Annotated in this window: 15 protein-coding genes; 8 read left to right on the top strand and 7 right to left on the bottom strand. The window is 32.8% G+C overall.

The window, feature by feature from the left end; translation table 11 throughout:
- Nucleotides 1-546, top strand: a 546-nt coding sequence (locus RCH19_RS14330) for a transposase (RefSeq protein ID WP_343023796.1), incomplete at its 5' end; no start/stop codon positions are given.
- Nucleotides 547-771: 225 nt separating this feature from the next.
- Here RCH19_RS14330 and RCH19_RS14325 read toward each other — a convergent pair.
- The 3 genes from RCH19_RS14325 to RCH19_RS14315 form a co-directional block, all read right to left on the bottom strand.
- The gene (locus RCH19_RS14325; protein ID WP_343023795.1) at nucleotides 772-1,467 is read right to left on the bottom strand and encodes a hypothetical protein; all 696 of its coding nucleotides are present in this window, start codon (nucleotides 1,465-1,467) and stop codon (nucleotides 772-774) included.
- Between the two features lie 117 nt (nucleotides 1,468-1,584).
- Nucleotides 1,585-2,628 carry a site-specific integrase gene (locus RCH19_RS14320; protein WP_343023794.1) on the bottom strand — a complete coding sequence of 348 codons (1,044 nt, stop codon included), beginning with the start codon at nucleotides 2,626-2,628 and terminating at the stop codon, nucleotides 1,585-1,587.
- 323 nt (nucleotides 2,629-2,951) lie between these two features.
- Nucleotides 2,952-4,379, bottom strand: coding sequence for an L-serine ammonia-lyase (locus RCH19_RS14315; RefSeq protein WP_343023793.1), 1,428 nt, complete (start codon nucleotides 4,377-4,379; stop codon nucleotides 2,952-2,954).
- Nucleotides 4,380-4,614: 235 nt separating this feature from the next.
- Here RCH19_RS14315 and RCH19_RS14310 point away from each other — a divergent pair, with 235 nt between their 5' ends.
- Nucleotides 4,615-7,122: a M14 family zinc carboxypeptidase gene (locus tag RCH19_RS14310; RefSeq protein ID WP_343023792.1), complete on the top strand. Its 2,508-nt coding sequence runs from the start codon at nucleotides 4,615-4,617 to the stop codon at nucleotides 7,120-7,122.
- Between the two features lie 166 nt (nucleotides 7,123-7,288).
- Here RCH19_RS14310 and RCH19_RS14305 read toward each other — a convergent pair whose 3' ends face one another.
- On the bottom strand, nucleotides 7,289-7,462 hold the full coding sequence (locus RCH19_RS14305) for a hypothetical protein (RefSeq protein WP_343023791.1): 174 nt from the start codon (nucleotides 7,460-7,462) through the stop codon (nucleotides 7,289-7,291).
- Between the two features lie 426 nt (nucleotides 7,463-7,888).
- On the opposite strand from RCH19_RS14305, the gene pyrR reads away from it, so the two are divergent.
- The 6 genes from pyrR (at nucleotide 7,889) to RCH19_RS14275 (ending at nucleotide 12,391) form a co-directional block, all read left to right on the top strand.
- A complete protein-coding gene (pyrR, locus tag RCH19_RS14300; RefSeq protein WP_343023790.1) occupies nucleotides 7,889-8,428 on the top strand; it encodes a bifunctional pyr operon transcriptional regulator/uracil phosphoribosyltransferase PyrR in 540 nt (179 codons plus the stop codon).
- Between the two features lie 45 nt (nucleotides 8,429-8,473).
- Nucleotides 8,474-9,400 carry an aspartate carbamoyltransferase catalytic subunit gene (locus tag RCH19_RS14295; RefSeq protein ID WP_343023789.1) on the top strand — a complete coding sequence of 309 codons (927 nt, stop codon included), beginning with the start codon at nucleotides 8,474-8,476 and terminating at the stop codon, nucleotides 9,398-9,400.
- 76 nt (nucleotides 9,401-9,476) lie between these two features.
- Nucleotides 9,477-9,809, top strand: a complete 333-nt coding sequence (locus tag RCH19_RS14290) for a ribonuclease Z (protein ID WP_343023788.1) — start codon at nucleotides 9,477-9,479, stop codon at nucleotides 9,807-9,809.
- Between the two features lie 279 nt (nucleotides 9,810-10,088).
- Nucleotides 10,089-10,994, top strand: coding sequence for a ribonuclease Z (locus tag RCH19_RS14285; RefSeq protein WP_343023787.1), 906 nt, complete (start codon nucleotides 10,089-10,091; stop codon nucleotides 10,992-10,994).
- Between the two features lie 86 nt (nucleotides 10,995-11,080).
- Nucleotides 11,081-11,725: a pyridoxamine 5'-phosphate oxidase gene (gene pdxH / locus RCH19_RS14280; protein ID WP_343023786.1), complete on the top strand. Its 645-nt coding sequence runs from the start codon at nucleotides 11,081-11,083 to the stop codon at nucleotides 11,723-11,725.
- A 162-nt stretch (nucleotides 11,726-11,887) separates the two neighbouring features.
- Nucleotides 11,888-12,391: a CAP domain-containing protein gene (locus RCH19_RS14275; RefSeq protein WP_121926539.1), complete on the top strand. Its 504-nt coding sequence runs from the start codon at nucleotides 11,888-11,890 to the stop codon at nucleotides 12,389-12,391.
- Nucleotides 12,392-13,184: 793 nt separating this feature from the next.
- Here RCH19_RS14275 and RCH19_RS14270 read toward each other — a convergent pair.
- From RCH19_RS14270 to RCH19_RS14260, 3 genes are all read right to left on the bottom strand, one after another.
- Nucleotides 13,185-15,125 carry an OmpA family protein gene (locus RCH19_RS14270; RefSeq protein ID WP_343023785.1) on the bottom strand — a complete coding sequence of 647 codons (1,941 nt, stop codon included), beginning with the start codon at nucleotides 15,123-15,125 and terminating at the stop codon, nucleotides 13,185-13,187.
- 11 nt (nucleotides 15,126-15,136) lie between these two features.
- Nucleotides 15,137-16,054 (bottom strand): type IX secretion system membrane protein PorP/SprF, encoded by a 918-nt coding sequence (locus RCH19_RS14265; RefSeq protein ID WP_343023784.1) that lies wholly within the window; start codon nucleotides 16,052-16,054, stop codon nucleotides 15,137-15,139.
- A 150-nt stretch (nucleotides 16,055-16,204) separates the two neighbouring features.
- Nucleotides 16,205-17,368, bottom strand: a 1,164-nt coding sequence (locus RCH19_RS14260) for a gliding motility-associated C-terminal domain-containing protein (RefSeq protein ID WP_343023783.1), incomplete at its 5' end; no start/stop codon positions are given.

The raw sequence follows: 17,368 nt of genomic DNA, 5'->3' as shown, positions 1-17,368 counted from the left end.
AAATTTAAATACGATAAACAAACCGATACCTACATTTGTCCACAAGGGGAAACTTTAAAAACTACGGGACGCTGGCATAAGAAAACAAGAGAGAAAGACAGTTACCAATTCAAGAAATACCGAACTCCAGCTTGCAAAACATGTCCTGTGAAACACCTTTGTACCAGTAGAACAGGCGGTCGAGAGATTGATAGGAGTGAGTATGCTAATGCTGTGGAAGAGAATAACCAGCGGTATCAGGAAAACCAGCAGTTGTACCGAAAACGCCAAGAGATAAACGAACATATCTTTGGAACTATTAAGCGTCAATGGGGTTATAATCACACTAATTTAACGGGTTTGGAAAAAGTAAATGGCGAACACAGTTTAATTATGCTCGTGTACAACATCAAACGCTCCATAAATATACTGGGTGTACCCGATTTAATAGATAAACTCAAGAAATGGAAGTCACCTTACAAAACTAAAGGTTGTTTTAGTTTTAAAACGACCTATTACACCCTTTGTAAAGGCTTTATTGAAAATGAGTTGCTTATCGCAGCCTAAAAAATAGTGTGTAGCAGAGTGAAGATATTGAAGTTTACAAGAGTGTCTTTAGAGAGAAATTGTGAAAAATCGAGGTTTTTTCACAGCCTGACGTCTCGCGGCTTGCGGAAGTGGCGAACTTCGTAACCGAGATTTTTCGGCTAAGATAAAATTTCTTGCGAAAGATAAACGTGAATTTACCACATATTTCGCCATTTATGCAAACCGCTGTTAGCCAACGTATTTTTACGACATCCAAGTATCTTCCATTTTTTTGATTATCCAATTTCCGTTAATTTCCATTATATATATTCGGTAACCTCTTCCGCATCTTCCACAATAACTAAAACTACCTTCTAAAACTCCATTTTTTTTATTCTCGTCGAATTTTATTCTTGAAATTTCAAGTAAACCAGAAAACACAAAATCATATTTTTGTTCATATAATAAAACTCTATGATGTTTTAATAGAATATCTGCTTTTGGAAAGTCAGACATATTTTTTATTTTAAATTTTCTGTTTAACTTAATTTTTGAATAATCAAACTTGAAATCGCTGTAGTTTGAGTTTAATAATTTTAATTCTCCAGATAATCTTTCTTGTCCATAATTAAATAAATATTGGTCGAAACCTATAAATATTTTAGATGTATCATTATCAACTCTTTTTTGTTCTGTTTTCCAATTCTGATATTTGATTCTTTCTACATTTGTAACATTTGAAGTGTCAACTTTTACGAGTCTTCCTTTATTCCAAGTTTCTTTTCCAAATTTTGGTGGCGGATTCATCTTTCTACTATCAACGCAAATAGAGTCAACTATTTTTGGGAAAATTTCAGTCAATACATATTTTTCAAATTCCACGTCATCTACTTTCTTTTCAAAATTTGAAAAAAGGATTAATAATGAAAGTAAAAATGTTATTTTTAGGAGTTTTTTCATAATATGTTGGCTAACTTGTATATATGCGAAACAAACCTTCGCAAATACACCCATTTTTAGGTTGATTGGCGAATGTTTGTTTCGCTTTATTACAATTTCAAAACTAACGTTTTTTTTCTATAAATCATCAAAAGGACTTTTTATTTGTTGAATACTTTTGGTGCTTACATGAGTGTATATTTCAGTTGTTTTGCTGCTATTGTGTCCTAATAATTCTTGAATATATCTTAAATCGGTGCCACTTTCTAGTAAATGGGTAGCATAACTGTGACGTAACCAATGCAATGTAACTGGCTTTTGGATCTTTACTTTTGAAATTGCTTGTTTTAGGATTAGTTGCAAACTTCTGGCATCGTACTGATTACCTATAATTTGTCCTTCAAACAAAAACGTTTTTGGTTTATATAGGATGTAATAGTCTCGCAACATGTCAAGTATTTTCGGACTTAATGGAACTATTCTGTCTTTTTTTCCTTTTGCGTTTTTTAGCAAAATGACATTTCTTTTAGAATCGATGTTTAATGGTTTTAAGGCTAATAACTCGCCGCATCTTAATCCACAACTGTAGATGAGGCATAACATCATTTTGTGTTTTATGTTGCTATGTGCTTCTAGTATTAATTTTACCTCTTCTTTGCTTAGAACATTAGGTAAAACTTTGGCACGCTTTGGTCGGTGAATTTTTTCAATATCAATTTTAGTTTCTCTAATGATGCTGAAATAGAGTTTAACAGCATTGATAATTTGATTTTGATAGGAAGCGGATAAGTTGTTTTTTAATAAGTATTCATTTGTATAGATAATCACATCTTGGTTAGTGAGGTCTTGGATGGGTTTTTCTCTATAAAAAAACAAGAATGAACGCAACGCCTCGCAATATGTTTTAATTGTATTGTCACTGTATCTCTTAGAAGCTAGATGTTGCTTGAATTTGTGTAGTTGTTCTATTCCTTCAGGGGAAGGAATTGTGTTTTCGTATTGTATAATATTAAAGTGTTCTCTGTTCTCGAAAGTATCAGGAAGATGCCAAACCATTTTTTGGGCACTCCATCTTGCATCCTCAAATTCTTTTATACGCTGGATTAATCTGTAGTTTTTTTCGAATTGTACTGCAATTCTGTTTTCGTTTTTGTGTTTTATTAATTTGGCCGTCCAGATCATAATGAATTGGTTTAGTGGCTTAAAGATAATTATATTTTGTTTTGAAAGCGTTTTTGTAATCAGAAAATTCTGGTAATTAGGGGTGTTTTTGCGTAAAGGATAGTCCCGAAGTATCGGGAGAAAATCCTTTTTTATTTATGAAGCGATAGCGCAATAAAGAAAAAGATTGTAGCGAATAGCCTGACCCCGCTGAAACGTCCCGACCGTTCGGGAGTGAAAGCGGGGATACGCCATTGTGATTTAAGATTTTAGAGCACTGATTTTAGATTGCAGATTTAAAACTTAAGATATAGGAATTTGATGATGCTTAAACGAGTTTATCATTAGCAATCAGCCATGTTTACGGCGATTGCAAGTCCGCCTTCTGAGGTTTCTTTGTATTTGTTGTTCATATCCTTGGCAGTATGCCACATGGTATCAACAACTTTATCTAAGGGCACTTTAGCATTTTTAGGGTCGGTTTCAAGTGCTAATTCGGCTGCATTGATAGCTTTTATCGCACCCATAGTGTTGCGCTCGATACAAGGGATTTGGACTAAACCACCTATAGGGTCGCAGGTTAAACCTAAGTGATGTTCCATGGCAATTTCGGCAGCCATTAAAACTTGTGCTGGAGTTCCACCCATTAATTCGCATAAAGAGGCAGCAGCCATTGCTGATGAGACACCTATTTCTGCTTGGCAACCGCCCATTGCTGCTGAGATGGTAGATCCTTTTTTGAAAATACTACCTATTTCTCCGGCAACTAACAGAAATTGCTTGATTTCTTTAGGTCCTGCAGCGTGGTTTTCAATTACTAGATAATACATTAAAACTGCTGGAATTACGCCAGCGCTTCCGTTAGTAGGAGCAGTTACGACTCTTCCTAAAGCGGCGTTTACTTCATTTACCGCAAGCGCAAAACAAGAGACCCATTTTAGGATTTGGCGGAATTTAACTTCTGTTTTTCTAATTTCTTCAAGCCAAGTTTGTGGCGTGTCATAATTAGCTAAACCAATTAGGTTTTGGTGCATATCAAAAGCACGTCGACGCACGTTTAATCCTCCAGGAAGAATCCCTTCAGAGTGACAACCGATGTACATGCACTCGAGCATGGTGTTCCAAATGCGCGTTAGCTCATGATCAATTTCAGCTTCAGTGCGCATTGATTTTTCGTTTTCAAGAACGATTTCTGAGATTGATTTATTCTCATTGACGCAGTATTCTAATAATTCTGCTGCTTTTTCAATAGGATAAGGAAAAGCACATTTTATTTGGATTTTCTGTTTGGCATTTGCGCGTTCTTCTTTAATTACAAATCCTCCACCTATAGAATAAAAGGTAGATTCATAATTACTTCCATCAAGCATGTACGCTGTAAAAGTCATTCCATTTGCATGATAAGGAAGAAAGTTTCTATTGAAAATAATATCTTGTAGAAAGTGAAACGGAATTATTTGTGAGTTTCCTAAATTGATTTCGTTTTTTGACTGAATCGTTTTAATAATTGAATCTATGTTTTGAATAGGAATGTATTCCGGATCTTGGCCGCTCAGTCCAAGCATAACAGCTAGGTCTGTAGCATGTCCTTTTCCGGTTAAGGAAAGCGAACCGTATAAGTCGATTTGTACTCTATTTACAGTTGCAAGTATGTTTTGATTTCTTAATTCTTCGAGAAAACGTTCAGCGGCTCTCCACGGGCCAAGTGTATGCGAACTTGAAGGTCCAACACCAATTTTTAGCATGTCAAAAACTGAGATACATTCTTCCATCTGTAAGGTACTTTTTGTTATCCGCAAATATAGCAGAATGTTATTAGGATACGAATTATAAGGTGAAGATTATTATTTATATATAATTTAAGACGTTGATTTTTTACTATTCTGCAATTTTGAGCAATTACTGAATGCATAAATAACACATAATTAATTTAGTATTAATACAATAGATATGTTGTGCAATAAATGCTAAAAAGCTATTTTTGAGCTGTAACTAACCCAACACGAAATGAAAAAAATATTTTTCTCTTTTTGCATACTACTAAGCGTGCTGTTTAGTGCTCAGGCTCAAGTGCAGAGTCCAGCAGAATTCTTGCCTACTTATGGAAAACAAATAACTTATTATCACCAAGTAGAAAATTACTTTAAGCAGCTGACTGAAAAATCAACTCTTATTAAACAGCAGAAATACGGAATGACTGCAGAGCAAAGAGATTTAAATGTATTTTTTATTTCGACTCCTGAGAATTTAGCTAATCTCGAGCAAATTAGAAACAATAATTTGGCTGCCATTGGTTTGTCTAAAAATGGAAACCAAATGATAGGTGATAAGTTAATTGTATGGTTGAGTTTTAATGTTCACGGAAATGAATTTGCGGGAACTGAAAGTGCGATGACTGTAGCATACGAATTAGTAAATCCTAAGAATGCAGAAACTAAAAAATGGTTAGAAAATACTATTGTGATTTTAGATCCATGTATCAATCCTGATGGATATTCAAGATACGGAAACTGGTTAAGAGAGATTTCAGGTAAAAAAACACATCCTGGATTATCAGATAGAGAACATATGGAACAGTGGCCTGGAGGTAGATTTAATCATTATCTTTTTGATTTGAATAGAGACTGGGCTTGGCAAACGCAAATGGAGAGTCAGCAGAGAGTTGCTTTATACAATCAGTGGATGCCACAAGTGCATACCGATGTACATGAACAAGGTTACGATTCTCCATACTTTTTCCCTCCATCAGCAGAGCCAATTCATGAATATATTGAAAAATATCAGAAGGATTTTCACAATGTATTAGGTACTAATATTTCTAAGAAATTTGATGCTCAAAACTGGTTGTACAATACTAGTGAGCGATTTGATTTATTTTATCCAAGTTATGGTGATACGTATCCTGCTTATAATGGCGCTGTGGGAATGACCATTGAACAAGGAGGAATAGGAGCGGGGAGAGCTGTTACAATGAGTAATGGAAATATCGTTACGATACAAGATAGAATTGACCACCATGCTACTACTGTGCTTACTGTAGTAGAATCGGCAGCGTCACAATCTGATGTTTTGCTAAAAGGTTTTAGAGGATTTATGAATAATTCTCGAAAAACAGTTAAAGGTAGTTACAAAATGTATGTAATGAAGAACAACCCAAAGCTGATTCAATTAGCGGAATTATTGAAAAAAAACAATATTGAATACAGTTACGCTGACGCCAATGTAAAAGCTTCAGGATATAATTACAGTACCAAAAAAGAAAAAGGATTTACGATTGAACCAAATGACTTAATTGTAAAAGTGGACCAACAAAAAGCTGTTTTTACTCAAGTACTTTTTGAACCCAACCAAAAATTGAATGATAGTTTATCGTATGATATTACTGCTTGGGCTTTACCATTAGCTTATGGAGTAGAAGGATATGCTTTGAAAAATAGTGTAGGATTAAAAACTAAGGAGTCATTTGAAATGATTGAAAAAGTGGCTCCGCCTAAAGTGTATGCGTTTCACATTCCTTGGAATAATAGAATATCAGCTCGAGTTTTATCTGTTTTGCACCAAAATAATATCAAGGTTCGATCTTCGATGGGGAAAGCTGTTTTTGGCGATGTTTCAATTGAACCTGGTGGTTTATTAGTTACCAAAGGTGATAATCCAAAAGTAGTTGATTTTGAAAAAACGGTATCTGATTTAATTAAGACAAAAACAGATTACAATTATATCACTTCTGGTTTTTCATCGAATGCTAAAGATGTAGGTGGAGAAAATTTTAATTTATTAAAGGCGCCAAAAGTTTTATTGCTTTCAGGAAAAGGCGTTAGTTCAACTGAGTTTGGTGCTGCGTGGTATTACATGCAGGAAACCATTGAATACCCAGTGAGCGTTGTAGAGGTGAATAACTTTAATAGAATAAGTTTTTACGATTACAATACGTTAATTCTAGCTGATGGTGAATATGAATTCACAGAAGATCAGCAAAAGAAGCTTACGGAATGGGTTAGAAATGGTGGTAAAGTTATTGCCATGAACGGAGCACTATCTATTTTTGAAGGTAAAGAAGGATATGCGTTGAATCCTTACGCATCTGAAGAGGATAAGTTGAATGCAGAAAAGGAAAAAGATTCTTTAGCCTTAGATGAACGTTTTTTAGATTACCAAGAAACAGAACGTCGCGATATATCTAGATCAATTCCGGGAGCAATAATCGAAAATGTTTTAAATAAAACACATCCATTATCTTTTGGTTTGGGCGAAAAATATTTTAGTCTTAAAACAGATGATAGAACGTATTCTTTACTGAAAGATGCTTTAAACGTTGCTTACATTCCTAAGGATTATAAGAGTTATGGTTTTATAGGTAACGGAATAAAAAAGAAATTGAGTAATACCGTTAGCTTTGCTGTGGATAATAAAGGAAAAGGAACGGTGATTTATATGGTAGACAATCCTTTATTTAGAGGTTTCTGGGAAAATGGTAATTTACTTTTTAGTAACGCCTTATTCTTAGTGAACTAAGATAATGAGTTTGAACCAATAAAAAAGAGCACTCTAGAGCACTCTTTTTTATTGGTATTTTCAACTAATTCAAAATTGTTTTTCTAACATTAAGTATGTTTAAGCTTAACTGAACTTACTTTTTCTTGATGTTTCTGAAAAAGTTAGTAATATTTTTCACAACGTACTATTTGCTTCCGAACATTTTGCTGATGATAAAAATGATTATTGCGATAATCGCAACAACTATAAATATTCCAACGCCCATTCCGGCTTTAAATATTCCTTCTACTAGTGAACAGCTTGTAAATGAAAATAATACTACGAAAAGCATTAAAATACGAGTTATTTGTTTTTGCATGATTTTTATGTTTTGGTTACAATGTAAAATTAAAGTATTACCATTATTGGTTTGTTACATAATTTTTTGCTTTTATTATGTAATTTAGATGGAGTGTTAATCTCACTTAATTAAATCGAAGTTGTTTGTTAGTTTAGCGGTAACAGGTTAATTTTCGAAATTTGAGATAAATTCTTTTTCTAGGACTTTATCTTTTGCTGATCGTTACGATGAAATTGTCATTTACCAATACCTTCTCTCATTTGTTTTGAAACTTCTATTTGAAAACTGAATAAAAACTGTTGATTCATTTTACTTTTCGAATATTGCACTTATTTAAAGACTTAAATTTAGTGCTGAATTGCCATTTACTTTTTTCTCTATTTTAAATTATTAAATCATAAATTTGAATTCGTATATTTGCACAACCAAACAATATAAAGCACTATGAGTCAAAAAGTATTACTTACTGCAAAAGAAGTTACTATCATATTACATCGTTTGGCTTGTCAATTAATTGAAAAACACTTAGATTTTTCAGATACAATTTTAGTTGGAATTCAACCTAGAGGCGTTTTTTTAGCAGAACGGTTGAAATCAATATTAGAACAAGAATACCAAACTCCTGAAATTCAATTAGGTTACCTTGATATCACTTTTTTTAGAGATGATTTTAGACGCACCGAAAAACCATTAGAAGCAAATAAAACAAAGATTAATTTCATTGTCGAAAATAAAAAAGTTATTTTCATCGATGACGTTTTGTTTACGGGTCGCAGTATTAGATCTGCTTTGACAGCTATTCAATCTTTTGGAAGACCATCAGAGATAGAACTTTTGGTTTTAATCGACAGGCGTTTCAGTCGCAATTTACCCATTCAACCTGATTATAGAGGACGACAAGTAGATGCGATTAATAACGAAAAAGTGAAAGTGAGTTGGAAAGAAAATGACGGTGAGGACGGCGTATATTTAATTACAAGTTAGAACGTAGAGACGTTAAATATTAAAAAGTAATAATCGTAAAAAGAAATGAAAGAATTAAGCGTAAATCATTTGTTAGGCATTAAATACATTACTAAAAATGATATTGACTTAATATTTGAAACAGCCGATCATTTTAAAGAAGTCATCAATAGACCGATCAAAAAAGTGCCTTCGTTACGAGATATTACTATTGCCAATATTTTTTTCGAAAATAGTACCAGAACTAAACTTTCCTTTGAATTAGCTCAAAAAAGACTATCAGCTGACGTTATTAGTTTCTCAGCAGCACAATCCTCCGTTAAAAAAGGAGAAACATTAATCGACACGGTTAATAATATCCTTTCGATGAAAGTTGATATGGTTGTAATGCGTCATGCTAATCCTGGAGCTGCTTATTTTTTATCTAAAAATGTAAAAGCAAGTATTGTAAATGCTGGAGATGGAGCACATGAGCATCCTACGCAAGCATTATTAGATAGTTATTCTATTAGAGAAAAACTAGGTGAAGTAGGAGGTAAAAAAGTAGTAATTGTTGGTGATGTTTTGCATTCTAGAGTGGCGCTATCAAATATATACGCTTTGCAAATGCAAGGTGCTGAGGTGAAAGTATGCGGACCAAAAACGCTTATTCCAAGACATATTGAATCGCTAGGAGTAACCGTAGAATCCGATTTAAGAAAAGCATTAGAATGGTGCGACGTTGCAAATATGTTGCGTGTACAAAACGAACGAATGGATGTGAATTACTTCCCTTCAACCAGAGAGTACGCACAGCAATATGGAGTTGACAAACCACTATTAGATTCACTTAGTAAAGAAATTGTAATTATGCATCCGGGACCTATCAATCGTGGTGTGGAAATAACAAGTGAAGTGGCTGATTCTAATCAATCAGTGATCTTAAACCAAGTAGAGAATGGAGTGGCTATTAGAATGGCAGTTATCTATCTTTTAGCTTCTAAAATTCAATAGAATACAAGAAAACTTTGTAAATTAGCTACTTATGTAAATAGACTGCTTTTATTCAGTCCTTGAAAAGTAAAAAAAAATGAAAGTAGATCAAAAAGCACACACGGTAACAATACGCGATACGCAAGGCGACTTAGCTTCATTTTTATTGAAGGTGACGCAGCAATATAAAACTTTTGAAAAACACAATATTGTTATTGATCTCTTGATGTATAAAGAACTTTCAGCGAGTGATATTAAATTATTCATGCCGTTGTCAAAACAACATAAAAAAGCAAAAAAATCTTTTATTGTGGTTACTTCTAATTTTGATTTTAATGCTGTGTCAGATAAGTTGATTGTTGTTCCCTCTTTATTGGAAGCACATGATATTATAGAAATGGACGAAATTGAAAGAGACTTAGGTTTTTAGATAACGTTAGTAACGCACTCACAAAGCAAATAATTTTATTGTAGCATTGTTGCTTGTTGATTTAGCTTTGATAGTAAGTAATTTCTATTTTTTTTATTAGTACAGATAATTCTTGTAGTATTTACAGAACTGCAAAAATTTTCATTTTCAAGTAACCAATTTTTGAAAAGTTGAAAATACAATAAGAAAAAGCAAGTTGATTGTTTATAATCCAGTTTCAAAGAATCAATTGTAAATGTTCAGCTTTTATAAATCGAATGTTTTAAATGAAATTATAAATTGAAATTAACTATACTTGGTTGCTATGCAGCCACACCTCGAACTTTTACAAATCCTACTTCGCAGATTCTTGATATAAAAAACCGACTTTTCTTAATCGATTGTGGTGAAGGTACACAAGTACAATTGCGTAAAAACAAGATTAAGTTTTCTAAAATCAATCATGTTTTTATTTCGCATTTACACGGCGATCACTTTTTTGGATTAATTGGTTTAATCTCTACCTTTAGTCTGCTGGGTAGAAACACTGATTTGCATATTCATGGTCCAAAAGGAATAAAGGAAATCATAATGTTGCAGCTTCGGTTGTCTAACTCCTGGACTAATTATGAATTGTTTTTCCATGAACTAGAATCCAATGAATCTCAAATAATTTATGAGGATGATAAAGTTGTCGTAAAAACGATTCCTTTAAAACACAGAGTGTATACAAATGGTTTTTTGTTCCAAGAAAAAATAGGAGAACGCAAACTTAATATTGAAGCGGTTCAAGGATTCAAAATAGATTCTTGTTATTTCCAAAATATTAAAAATGGGAAAGACATAATTTTAGATTCTGGCCAAATTATCGAAAATCATAAATTGAGCTTTGATCCAGTTCCCGCAAAAAGTTATGCGTTTTGCTCAGATACTTCATACAACGAATCTATTATTCCAATTATCGAAAATGTAGATGTATTGTACCATGAATCTACCTTTTTACAATCCGAAGAAAGTTTAGCTATTAAAACGCTACATTCTACTGCAAAGGAAGCGGCTACTATAGCGCTTAAAGCAAATGTCAAGCAACTAATTCTTGGACATTATTCAACTCGTTATGAAAGTATCGATTTGTTTAAAGAAGAAGCACAAACTATTTTTCCAAATGTACTTTTAGCAGATGATGGCAAAAGCTTTGATCTATAAAGAGCTAGAACAAAATCAACGCAAGAATTTTTCTGAACGCTCAAATTAACTTCTACATTAAAAACGAACTTTTAAATTATAATAACATGAACGACTTAAGTAATTATAGAAAATCCTATGAGAAAAGTGAATTGTTAGAATCTAACATTCCTGAAGACCCAATTAACCTTTTTAACAGATGGTTTCATGAAGTAGAAGACTTTGGTGGAGACAGCGAAGTTAATGCGATGACCGTGTCTACAATTGGATTAGATGGCTTTCCCAAGTCTAGAGTAGTATTGCTAAAAAAGTTTACAGAAGAAGGTTTTATTTTTTACACGAATTACAATTCAGAAAAGGGTAAGGCTATAGAGGAAAACGCTAATGTGTGTCTTTCGTTTTTTTGGCATACTTTGGAACGTCAAGTAATTATTAAAGGAATTGCAACTAAAACGCCAGCTCTCACTTCAGATAATTATTTTGAATCAAGACCACATGGAAGTAAGTTAGGAGCGATTGTATCAAACCAAAGTGAAGTTATTCCCTCAAGAGCTTTTTTAGAAGAAAACCTGAAGCAATTAGAAGGTGATTATGAAGGAATTGTTATTCCGAGACCGGATCATTGGGGAGGATTTTTAGTGACTCCTTTAGAGGTTGAATTTTGGCAAGGACGACCTAATAGGTTACACGATAGAATTCGATATAAAAGTCAAGAAGATTTTAGATGGAAAATTGAGCGATTATCTTCATAATGTAGGAAATATATATGTATTAACATTTTATTAGTGTAGTTCATCGATTATTTTTGGTAGTTTAACGATGTTTTGATTATGTTTGATCTAAGAAAGAAACATATTATATAAATATTAAAGTTGTTTGCCCCACAATCTACTTTAAACTTAAACTACTAAATTATGAAGCTAACATTACTCCGTACATTATTGCTTGCAGCAGTAATTTGCACAATGAATTCTTGCTCTGCTGATAGTTCAGAAAACGAAACAGTAAGTACTACTGTAGAGAAAGTAGTTAGTTATAATTATAATACTATCGAGCTTGAAACTATGGAATTGATAAATGAACATAGAGTAAGCGTAGGACTTAACCGTCTGGAGAAAATCAATCACATGTCTTACAAATCAGAAGAGCATGACAATTATATGATTGCTAACAATGTTGTAAATCACAATGATTTTACTGCACGTTCAGAAAATATAATGAAAACTTTAGGAGCTAAATCTGTAAGCGAAAATATTGCTTATAACTTCAACACTCCAGAGTCAGTTTTGAAAGCGTGGTTAGCTAGTCCTGGACATAAAGAAAATATCGAAGGTAACTTCACACATTTTGGAATTGCAATTAAAGAAAACCCTGCTAATGGCAAAAAATATTATACTAATATTTTTGCAAAGATTTAAGTTGAATTTTTTATTATTAGAAGGCTGTCTTATCCCCAAAAGACAGCCTTTTATGTTTTATAATAGTTCTTATTTTAGTGTACAGTGATAATCTTTTTAGTTGATATCTCGGTAATCTTAAAATATTAATCTCATTTTCTTAAACTTGAAAAAACGATTTCTTCTAAATTAAAACTTTCATTTTCATCGCTCAATTTACTCCTGAGTAGTAATTTTGTAAACTTTGAAATAAAAGTGCGGCAGTGAGCTTACTAACTAGTTTAAGCATCGTGCATCACTCTTATTATAGGTGCACAATTTTATCTTCTACATTTTTATATAATCGATTTTTGCTACTTCATAAATAATTTGAAAAATCAGTTTTTTACAATCTTTTTGTTTTGACTAATATTGATTTTCAAATAGTTTTATAATATCAAGTTTTGGCGCATAAATATCATCCTAATATTTTTTCACGTTGAGGTTTTATTGGTTTGATAGACTAATTTTTGTATCGGCTGAAATGGTACTCGGATTGACTAGAGTAGAAGTGGAAGCTCTATAATTTTTGGGCCTCTAGCACATCTTAATTGAAAGTGTAAAGAAGTTTTATTTAGAATAGGTTTCGCTCTGTTGCTCTTGATTTGTATTCAAAATGCGTTGTACCGCTTCTATTGAATTTTATAGAATATTGAAGACAATCGTATTATTTAGCAATAACATTAAAATAGCAGAATAAGAAAACTGCTTGATTTGTAGAATAAGAAAAGGCTGTCAATACTGACAGCCTTTAGCTTTTGATAATGAATTTACTTTATAATGCGATTATAATAAATTCACTTCTTCTATTCATTTGGTGTTCCTCTTCGGTACAATCTACGTTATCAGCACATTTATTTACTAATTGCGTTTCTCCGTATCCTTTTCCAGTTAACCTATTTGAGTTTATACCATTTTTAACTAACCAGTTAATTGTAGATTTAGCTCTTCTATCAGATAGATTTTCATTGTATTTAAATGTCTGTCTACTATCAGTGTGAGATCTAATATCTAATCTCATAGTTGGATTTTGATTCAGTACATCTAATATTTTCTCCAAATCTAATGCTGCCTCTTGTCTGATGTATGATTTATCGAGATCAAAGTAAATCATTTTTATATTGAAGCATTTACCTAAATCATCACCAATAGTAACTACACATTTAGAACTTTCTAAAGCTATTGGTAGATACGTTTTTCCATCTTCAGTGCCAACCGTAACTTTTTCTTCTTTAGTAGTGTAGTCAGTTTTTTGCGCTCTTACATAATATGTTATACCACATTCGACGTCAAATGAATATTTTCCTTCACTATCAGATGTTGTTGTGCTAACACTATTAAAGCTTTTGTCAAATAAAGTAACTTTGGTATCAGGAAGAATCTTTTTAGTAGCTAAATCTGTTATTTCTCCGTAAAGTACTTGCTGACAAGTAATTTTCTTTTGTTCTAAGAATTTATAGATATCATCATAACCCATTCCACCATCTCTATTAGATGTGAAAAAACCTCTTCTAGATTTTGTATCTATTAGGTAAGCAAAATCATCCATAGGAGAGTTAATGTCTGAACCTAAATTTTTTACTTCTCCAAAAGAGCCATCTTTATTAATAGGAACGACAAAAACGTCTAATCCTCCTAAACCAGGATGTCCATTCGAAGCAAAATATAGTTCGTTTTCATCACTGATAAAAGGAAAAGTTTCTCTTCCTTCAGTATTGATACTTTTACCCACATTTGCGGGAGTACTATAGCTGCCATCACTATTTATTTTTACTTTAAATAAATCAGACAAACCTATAGTTCCTGACATATCAGAGGCAAAGTAGAGTTCACTACCGTCTGGAGTTAGGGCAGGGTGAGCTACACTATAATTGTCACTATTAAAAGGAAGTTCCGTAATATTTCCCCATTTACCGTTTTCTAATTTCGCTCTGTAAATTTTTATTAAAGTAACTTTATTTGCATCTTTTCCTTTTTTTCCATCTAGATAATTGTTTCTAGTAAAATACATTGTTTTACCATCTTTCGTAAAAATAGGAGTAGACTCATTGAATTTAGAATTCACATTTGAATCAAACTTCTTTGGTTTACCGGGAGTCATGTCGTCACTTAAAGTAGCCGAATACAAGTTAGTAAAATGTTGATTAGTCCATTTATGCTTTCTTTGCTCAACATTTCCTGTATCTCTTGCAGAAGCGAAAATTAATTCATTCTCATATATTGCAGTACCATAATCAGAATACTGAGAGTTAATACCTGCATCTTCAATTTTATACCTGCCTGAATTAGCTTTTATTGCGTCAAGATAATTTACATTTTTTATAAATAACTGTCCGCGGCTATCGTTTCCCGCTTTTTGGTTGAACATTTCTAAATATTCATTGGCCTTTTCGTTCTCACCAAGAGACCTCAAAGTATGCGCGTAACGGAAGTAATATTCTGGATCGATATTAGGTACATTCATTGCAAATAATTCACCATACCATTTTGCAGCTTTTTCTAATTCTGCATTGAAATAGTAAGAATTTCCTAATTTCTTAAAAATATCTTCTGATTTATATCCTTTCTCAGCAACCTTTTCATAGGTTTTTATTGCGTCGATATAGGCATATCTTTCATACTGTTTGTCTGCTGCTGCAACTCTGCCTTTCTGTGAATGCACATTAAGGGAAAAAGCAGTGATTAGGATTATATATAAGAGTATATTATTTTTCATACTGTTTTTTTTTAGAAGAATCTTGGAGTTGTAATTTTGTCGTTGTTTTTGAATATCTCGTAACGTAAGAATATCTCATGAGAACCAGAATTATAATTATTCAATCTAGTAGTTTCATGATCATATCCATATCCTATATACATTCCATCAGAAACTTGAAATCCAACCATCGCACTCAATGCTGCGCTCCATCTGTAAGCAAGTCCAACAGTGAGCTTGTCTATGAACATGAAATTTGTTGAAACATCTAATTGAAGTGGAGCACCAGCAACAACCTTAGTTAGAAGAGCTGGTTTAAATTTAACATCAGGACTTAAGTCAAAAACGTAACCTGCCATTAAATAATAATTGATCTTTTCTTTGAAGATAGCTATTTCATTGTCATCATATCTTTTTGATTCAATGAAGTTAGGTATCGAGAACCCAACATAACCTTTATCGGAATGTAAATAAAGACCAGCACCTATATTTGGTGAGAATTTGTTATCGATATTTTGCATTGAAGGATCTAAAGGAAAAGCATCCACAGGATTCAATTTTGTAATATCTAAGTTGAAAAGGTTAGCTGTTCCTTTTATACCAAATGATAATTTGTAATTTTCAGAAGTTGGAATCGTATACGATAAATCTGCTGAAATAGTATTTTCATTTGTTGGTCCAATTTTATCATTTATCAACGATACGCCAAGTCCAAGATTAGTCCCGTTAAGAGGTGTGTTGATCGAAGCTACGTTTGTAACCGGAGCACCATCTAATCCTACCCATTGCGTTCGATGCATTGCAAAAATACTCATCGCTCCTCTAGATCCGGCATAAGCTGGATTGATATTGATTGTGTTGTACATGTATTGTGTGTACTGTGCATCCTGCTGTGCAAAAGTCACAACTGTTGTAAACATCAAAAAGATTAAAAATATTTTTGTTCTCATAGTAGTTTTTTATTACGTTTAAACTAGTTCTTTTAAAAGAATTGAATTTTCCGTTAGTACAATGTTACTACTAAATAATGGTTTCAATTCACTTTATTATAATCCTGAGGCCATAATTAATGAACCTCAGGATTTAAAATTAATTAAATATTATTTAGTAAGATATAGGTATCCGTCTTTTTTGTTAGTTCTAAGATCTCCATTTCCATCAACAGAAGTGTAGTTCAAGATGTAGAAATACGTTCCAGTTGGTAAACCTTCTGACTTGCTAATTGTTGTTCTTCCTCTTGAGATTCCTTCGAAATTATTACTTTGGTTATTATAGTTTTTAGTTTCAAAAACTAAAACTCCCCATCTGTTATATATTTCAACTGTGTTCTCTGGGTAGCAAGCGCTGTTGTCGATATTGTCTATTACAAAGACATCATTGATACCATCACCATTTGGAGAGAAAGCATTGTGAACTAATATTGTTCCACATCCCAGTACTAAAGATTTTTCAACCTCTACTTTATCAGAAGCACTTACTTCTGTATTACTTGGTGTTAATCCAACTGCATTAGCGGTATTGATAACTGAATTGTTTGTTAAATCAATTTTAGTTACCGTGTATCTTTCAGCAAATTCTTTAGAAGCACCAGGAACCAAACTAGGGATTGTTGAACTTAATCCTGTTAATGGGTCAGTAACTAGTATTTGATATAGTGTTACATTTCCTGTATTTTTCACTTGGATTGTGTAATTTATTATATCTCCTACTAAACTATAGCCTGTTTCAAAAGCTGTTTTAACAACTTGTAATTTTGGGCTCGGAGTTAATGGCGTAATTGTACAATCTCTACAATCAGGTTTTCCAGGTACATTGGTAGTAGGAGTAGGGTCTGTTGAAGTAGCAGTTACTTTGTCTCCAAATGGTGGAGTACCAGTAACAGTAGCTAAGTTATAAACCACACCTTTATCTATATCCACTTGAGTTATAGAATATGTTCCGACAAACGCAGTTGCGTTAGAAGCACCAATGTTTAATGTTATTGGACTTCCTGACATTACTAATCCTGGTAAAGGATCCGTTACCGTTACATTCGTTAGAGTTACATTTCCAGTATTCGTTACTACAAATTTAAAGGTTACTATGTCTCCTACGTTAGTGATTCCATCTTTGTTACTATCAACGTATACACCATCTTTTGTAATTGCAATTCCTGCTTTTTGAGTCAGTGGCGTATCAGTAGGGGTATTGTTATCAACTGAAGTACCAGAGATATCTGTTACGTCATTTCCTTTTGGATCTTTCGCAGTTGCTAAAGCCGTGTT

The sequence above is a fragment of the Flavobacterium sp. PL12 genome, from assembly GCF_039123485.1.
GTDB classification, from domain to species: Bacteria; Bacteroidota; Bacteroidia; order Flavobacteriales; family Flavobacteriaceae; genus Flavobacterium; species Flavobacterium weaverense.
The sequence above is the reverse complement of the archived record's forward strand: the minus strand, read 5'-3'. Positions and strand labels throughout refer to the sequence as shown.

Bases quoted from the DNA above. Each gene is read 5' to 3' on its own strand.
- pyrR (WP_343023790.1), top strand. From the start codon at position 7,889: ATGAGTCAAAAAGTATTACTTACTGCAAAAGAAGTTACTATCATATTA.
- pdxH (WP_343023786.1), top strand. From the start codon at position 11,081: ATGAACGACTTAAGTAATTATAGAAAATCCTATGAGAAAAGTGAATTG.
- RCH19_RS14265 (WP_343023784.1), bottom strand. From the start codon at position 16,054: ATGAGAACAAAAATATTTTTAATCTTTTTGATGTTTACAACAGTTGTG.
- RCH19_RS14315 (WP_343023793.1), bottom strand. From the start codon at position 4,379: ATGGAAGAATGTATCTCAGTTTTTGACATGCTAAAAATTGGTGTTGGA.
- RCH19_RS14310 (WP_343023792.1), top strand. From the start codon at position 4,615: ATGAAAAAAATATTTTTCTCTTTTTGCATACTACTAAGCGTGCTGTTT.
- RCH19_RS14290 (WP_343023788.1), top strand. From the start codon at position 9,477: ATGAAAGTAGATCAAAAAGCACACACGGTAACAATACGCGATACGCAA.
- RCH19_RS14325 (WP_343023795.1), bottom strand. From the start codon at position 1,467: ATGAAAAAACTCCTAAAAATAACATTTTTACTTTCATTATTAATCCTT.
- RCH19_RS14270 (WP_343023785.1), bottom strand. From the start codon at position 15,125: ATGAAAAATAATATACTCTTATATATAATCCTAATCACTGCTTTTTCC.
- RCH19_RS14295 (WP_343023789.1), top strand. From the start codon at position 8,474: ATGAAAGAATTAAGCGTAAATCATTTGTTAGGCATTAAATACATTACT.
- RCH19_RS14275 (WP_121926539.1), top strand. From the start codon at position 11,888: ATGAAGCTAACATTACTCCGTACATTATTGCTTGCAGCAGTAATTTGC.
- RCH19_RS14320 (WP_343023794.1), bottom strand. From the start codon at position 2,628: ATGATCTGGACGGCCAAATTAATAAAACACAAAAACGAAAACAGAATT.
- RCH19_RS14305 (WP_343023791.1), bottom strand. From the start codon at position 7,462: ATGCAAAAACAAATAACTCGTATTTTAATGCTTTTCGTAGTATTATTT.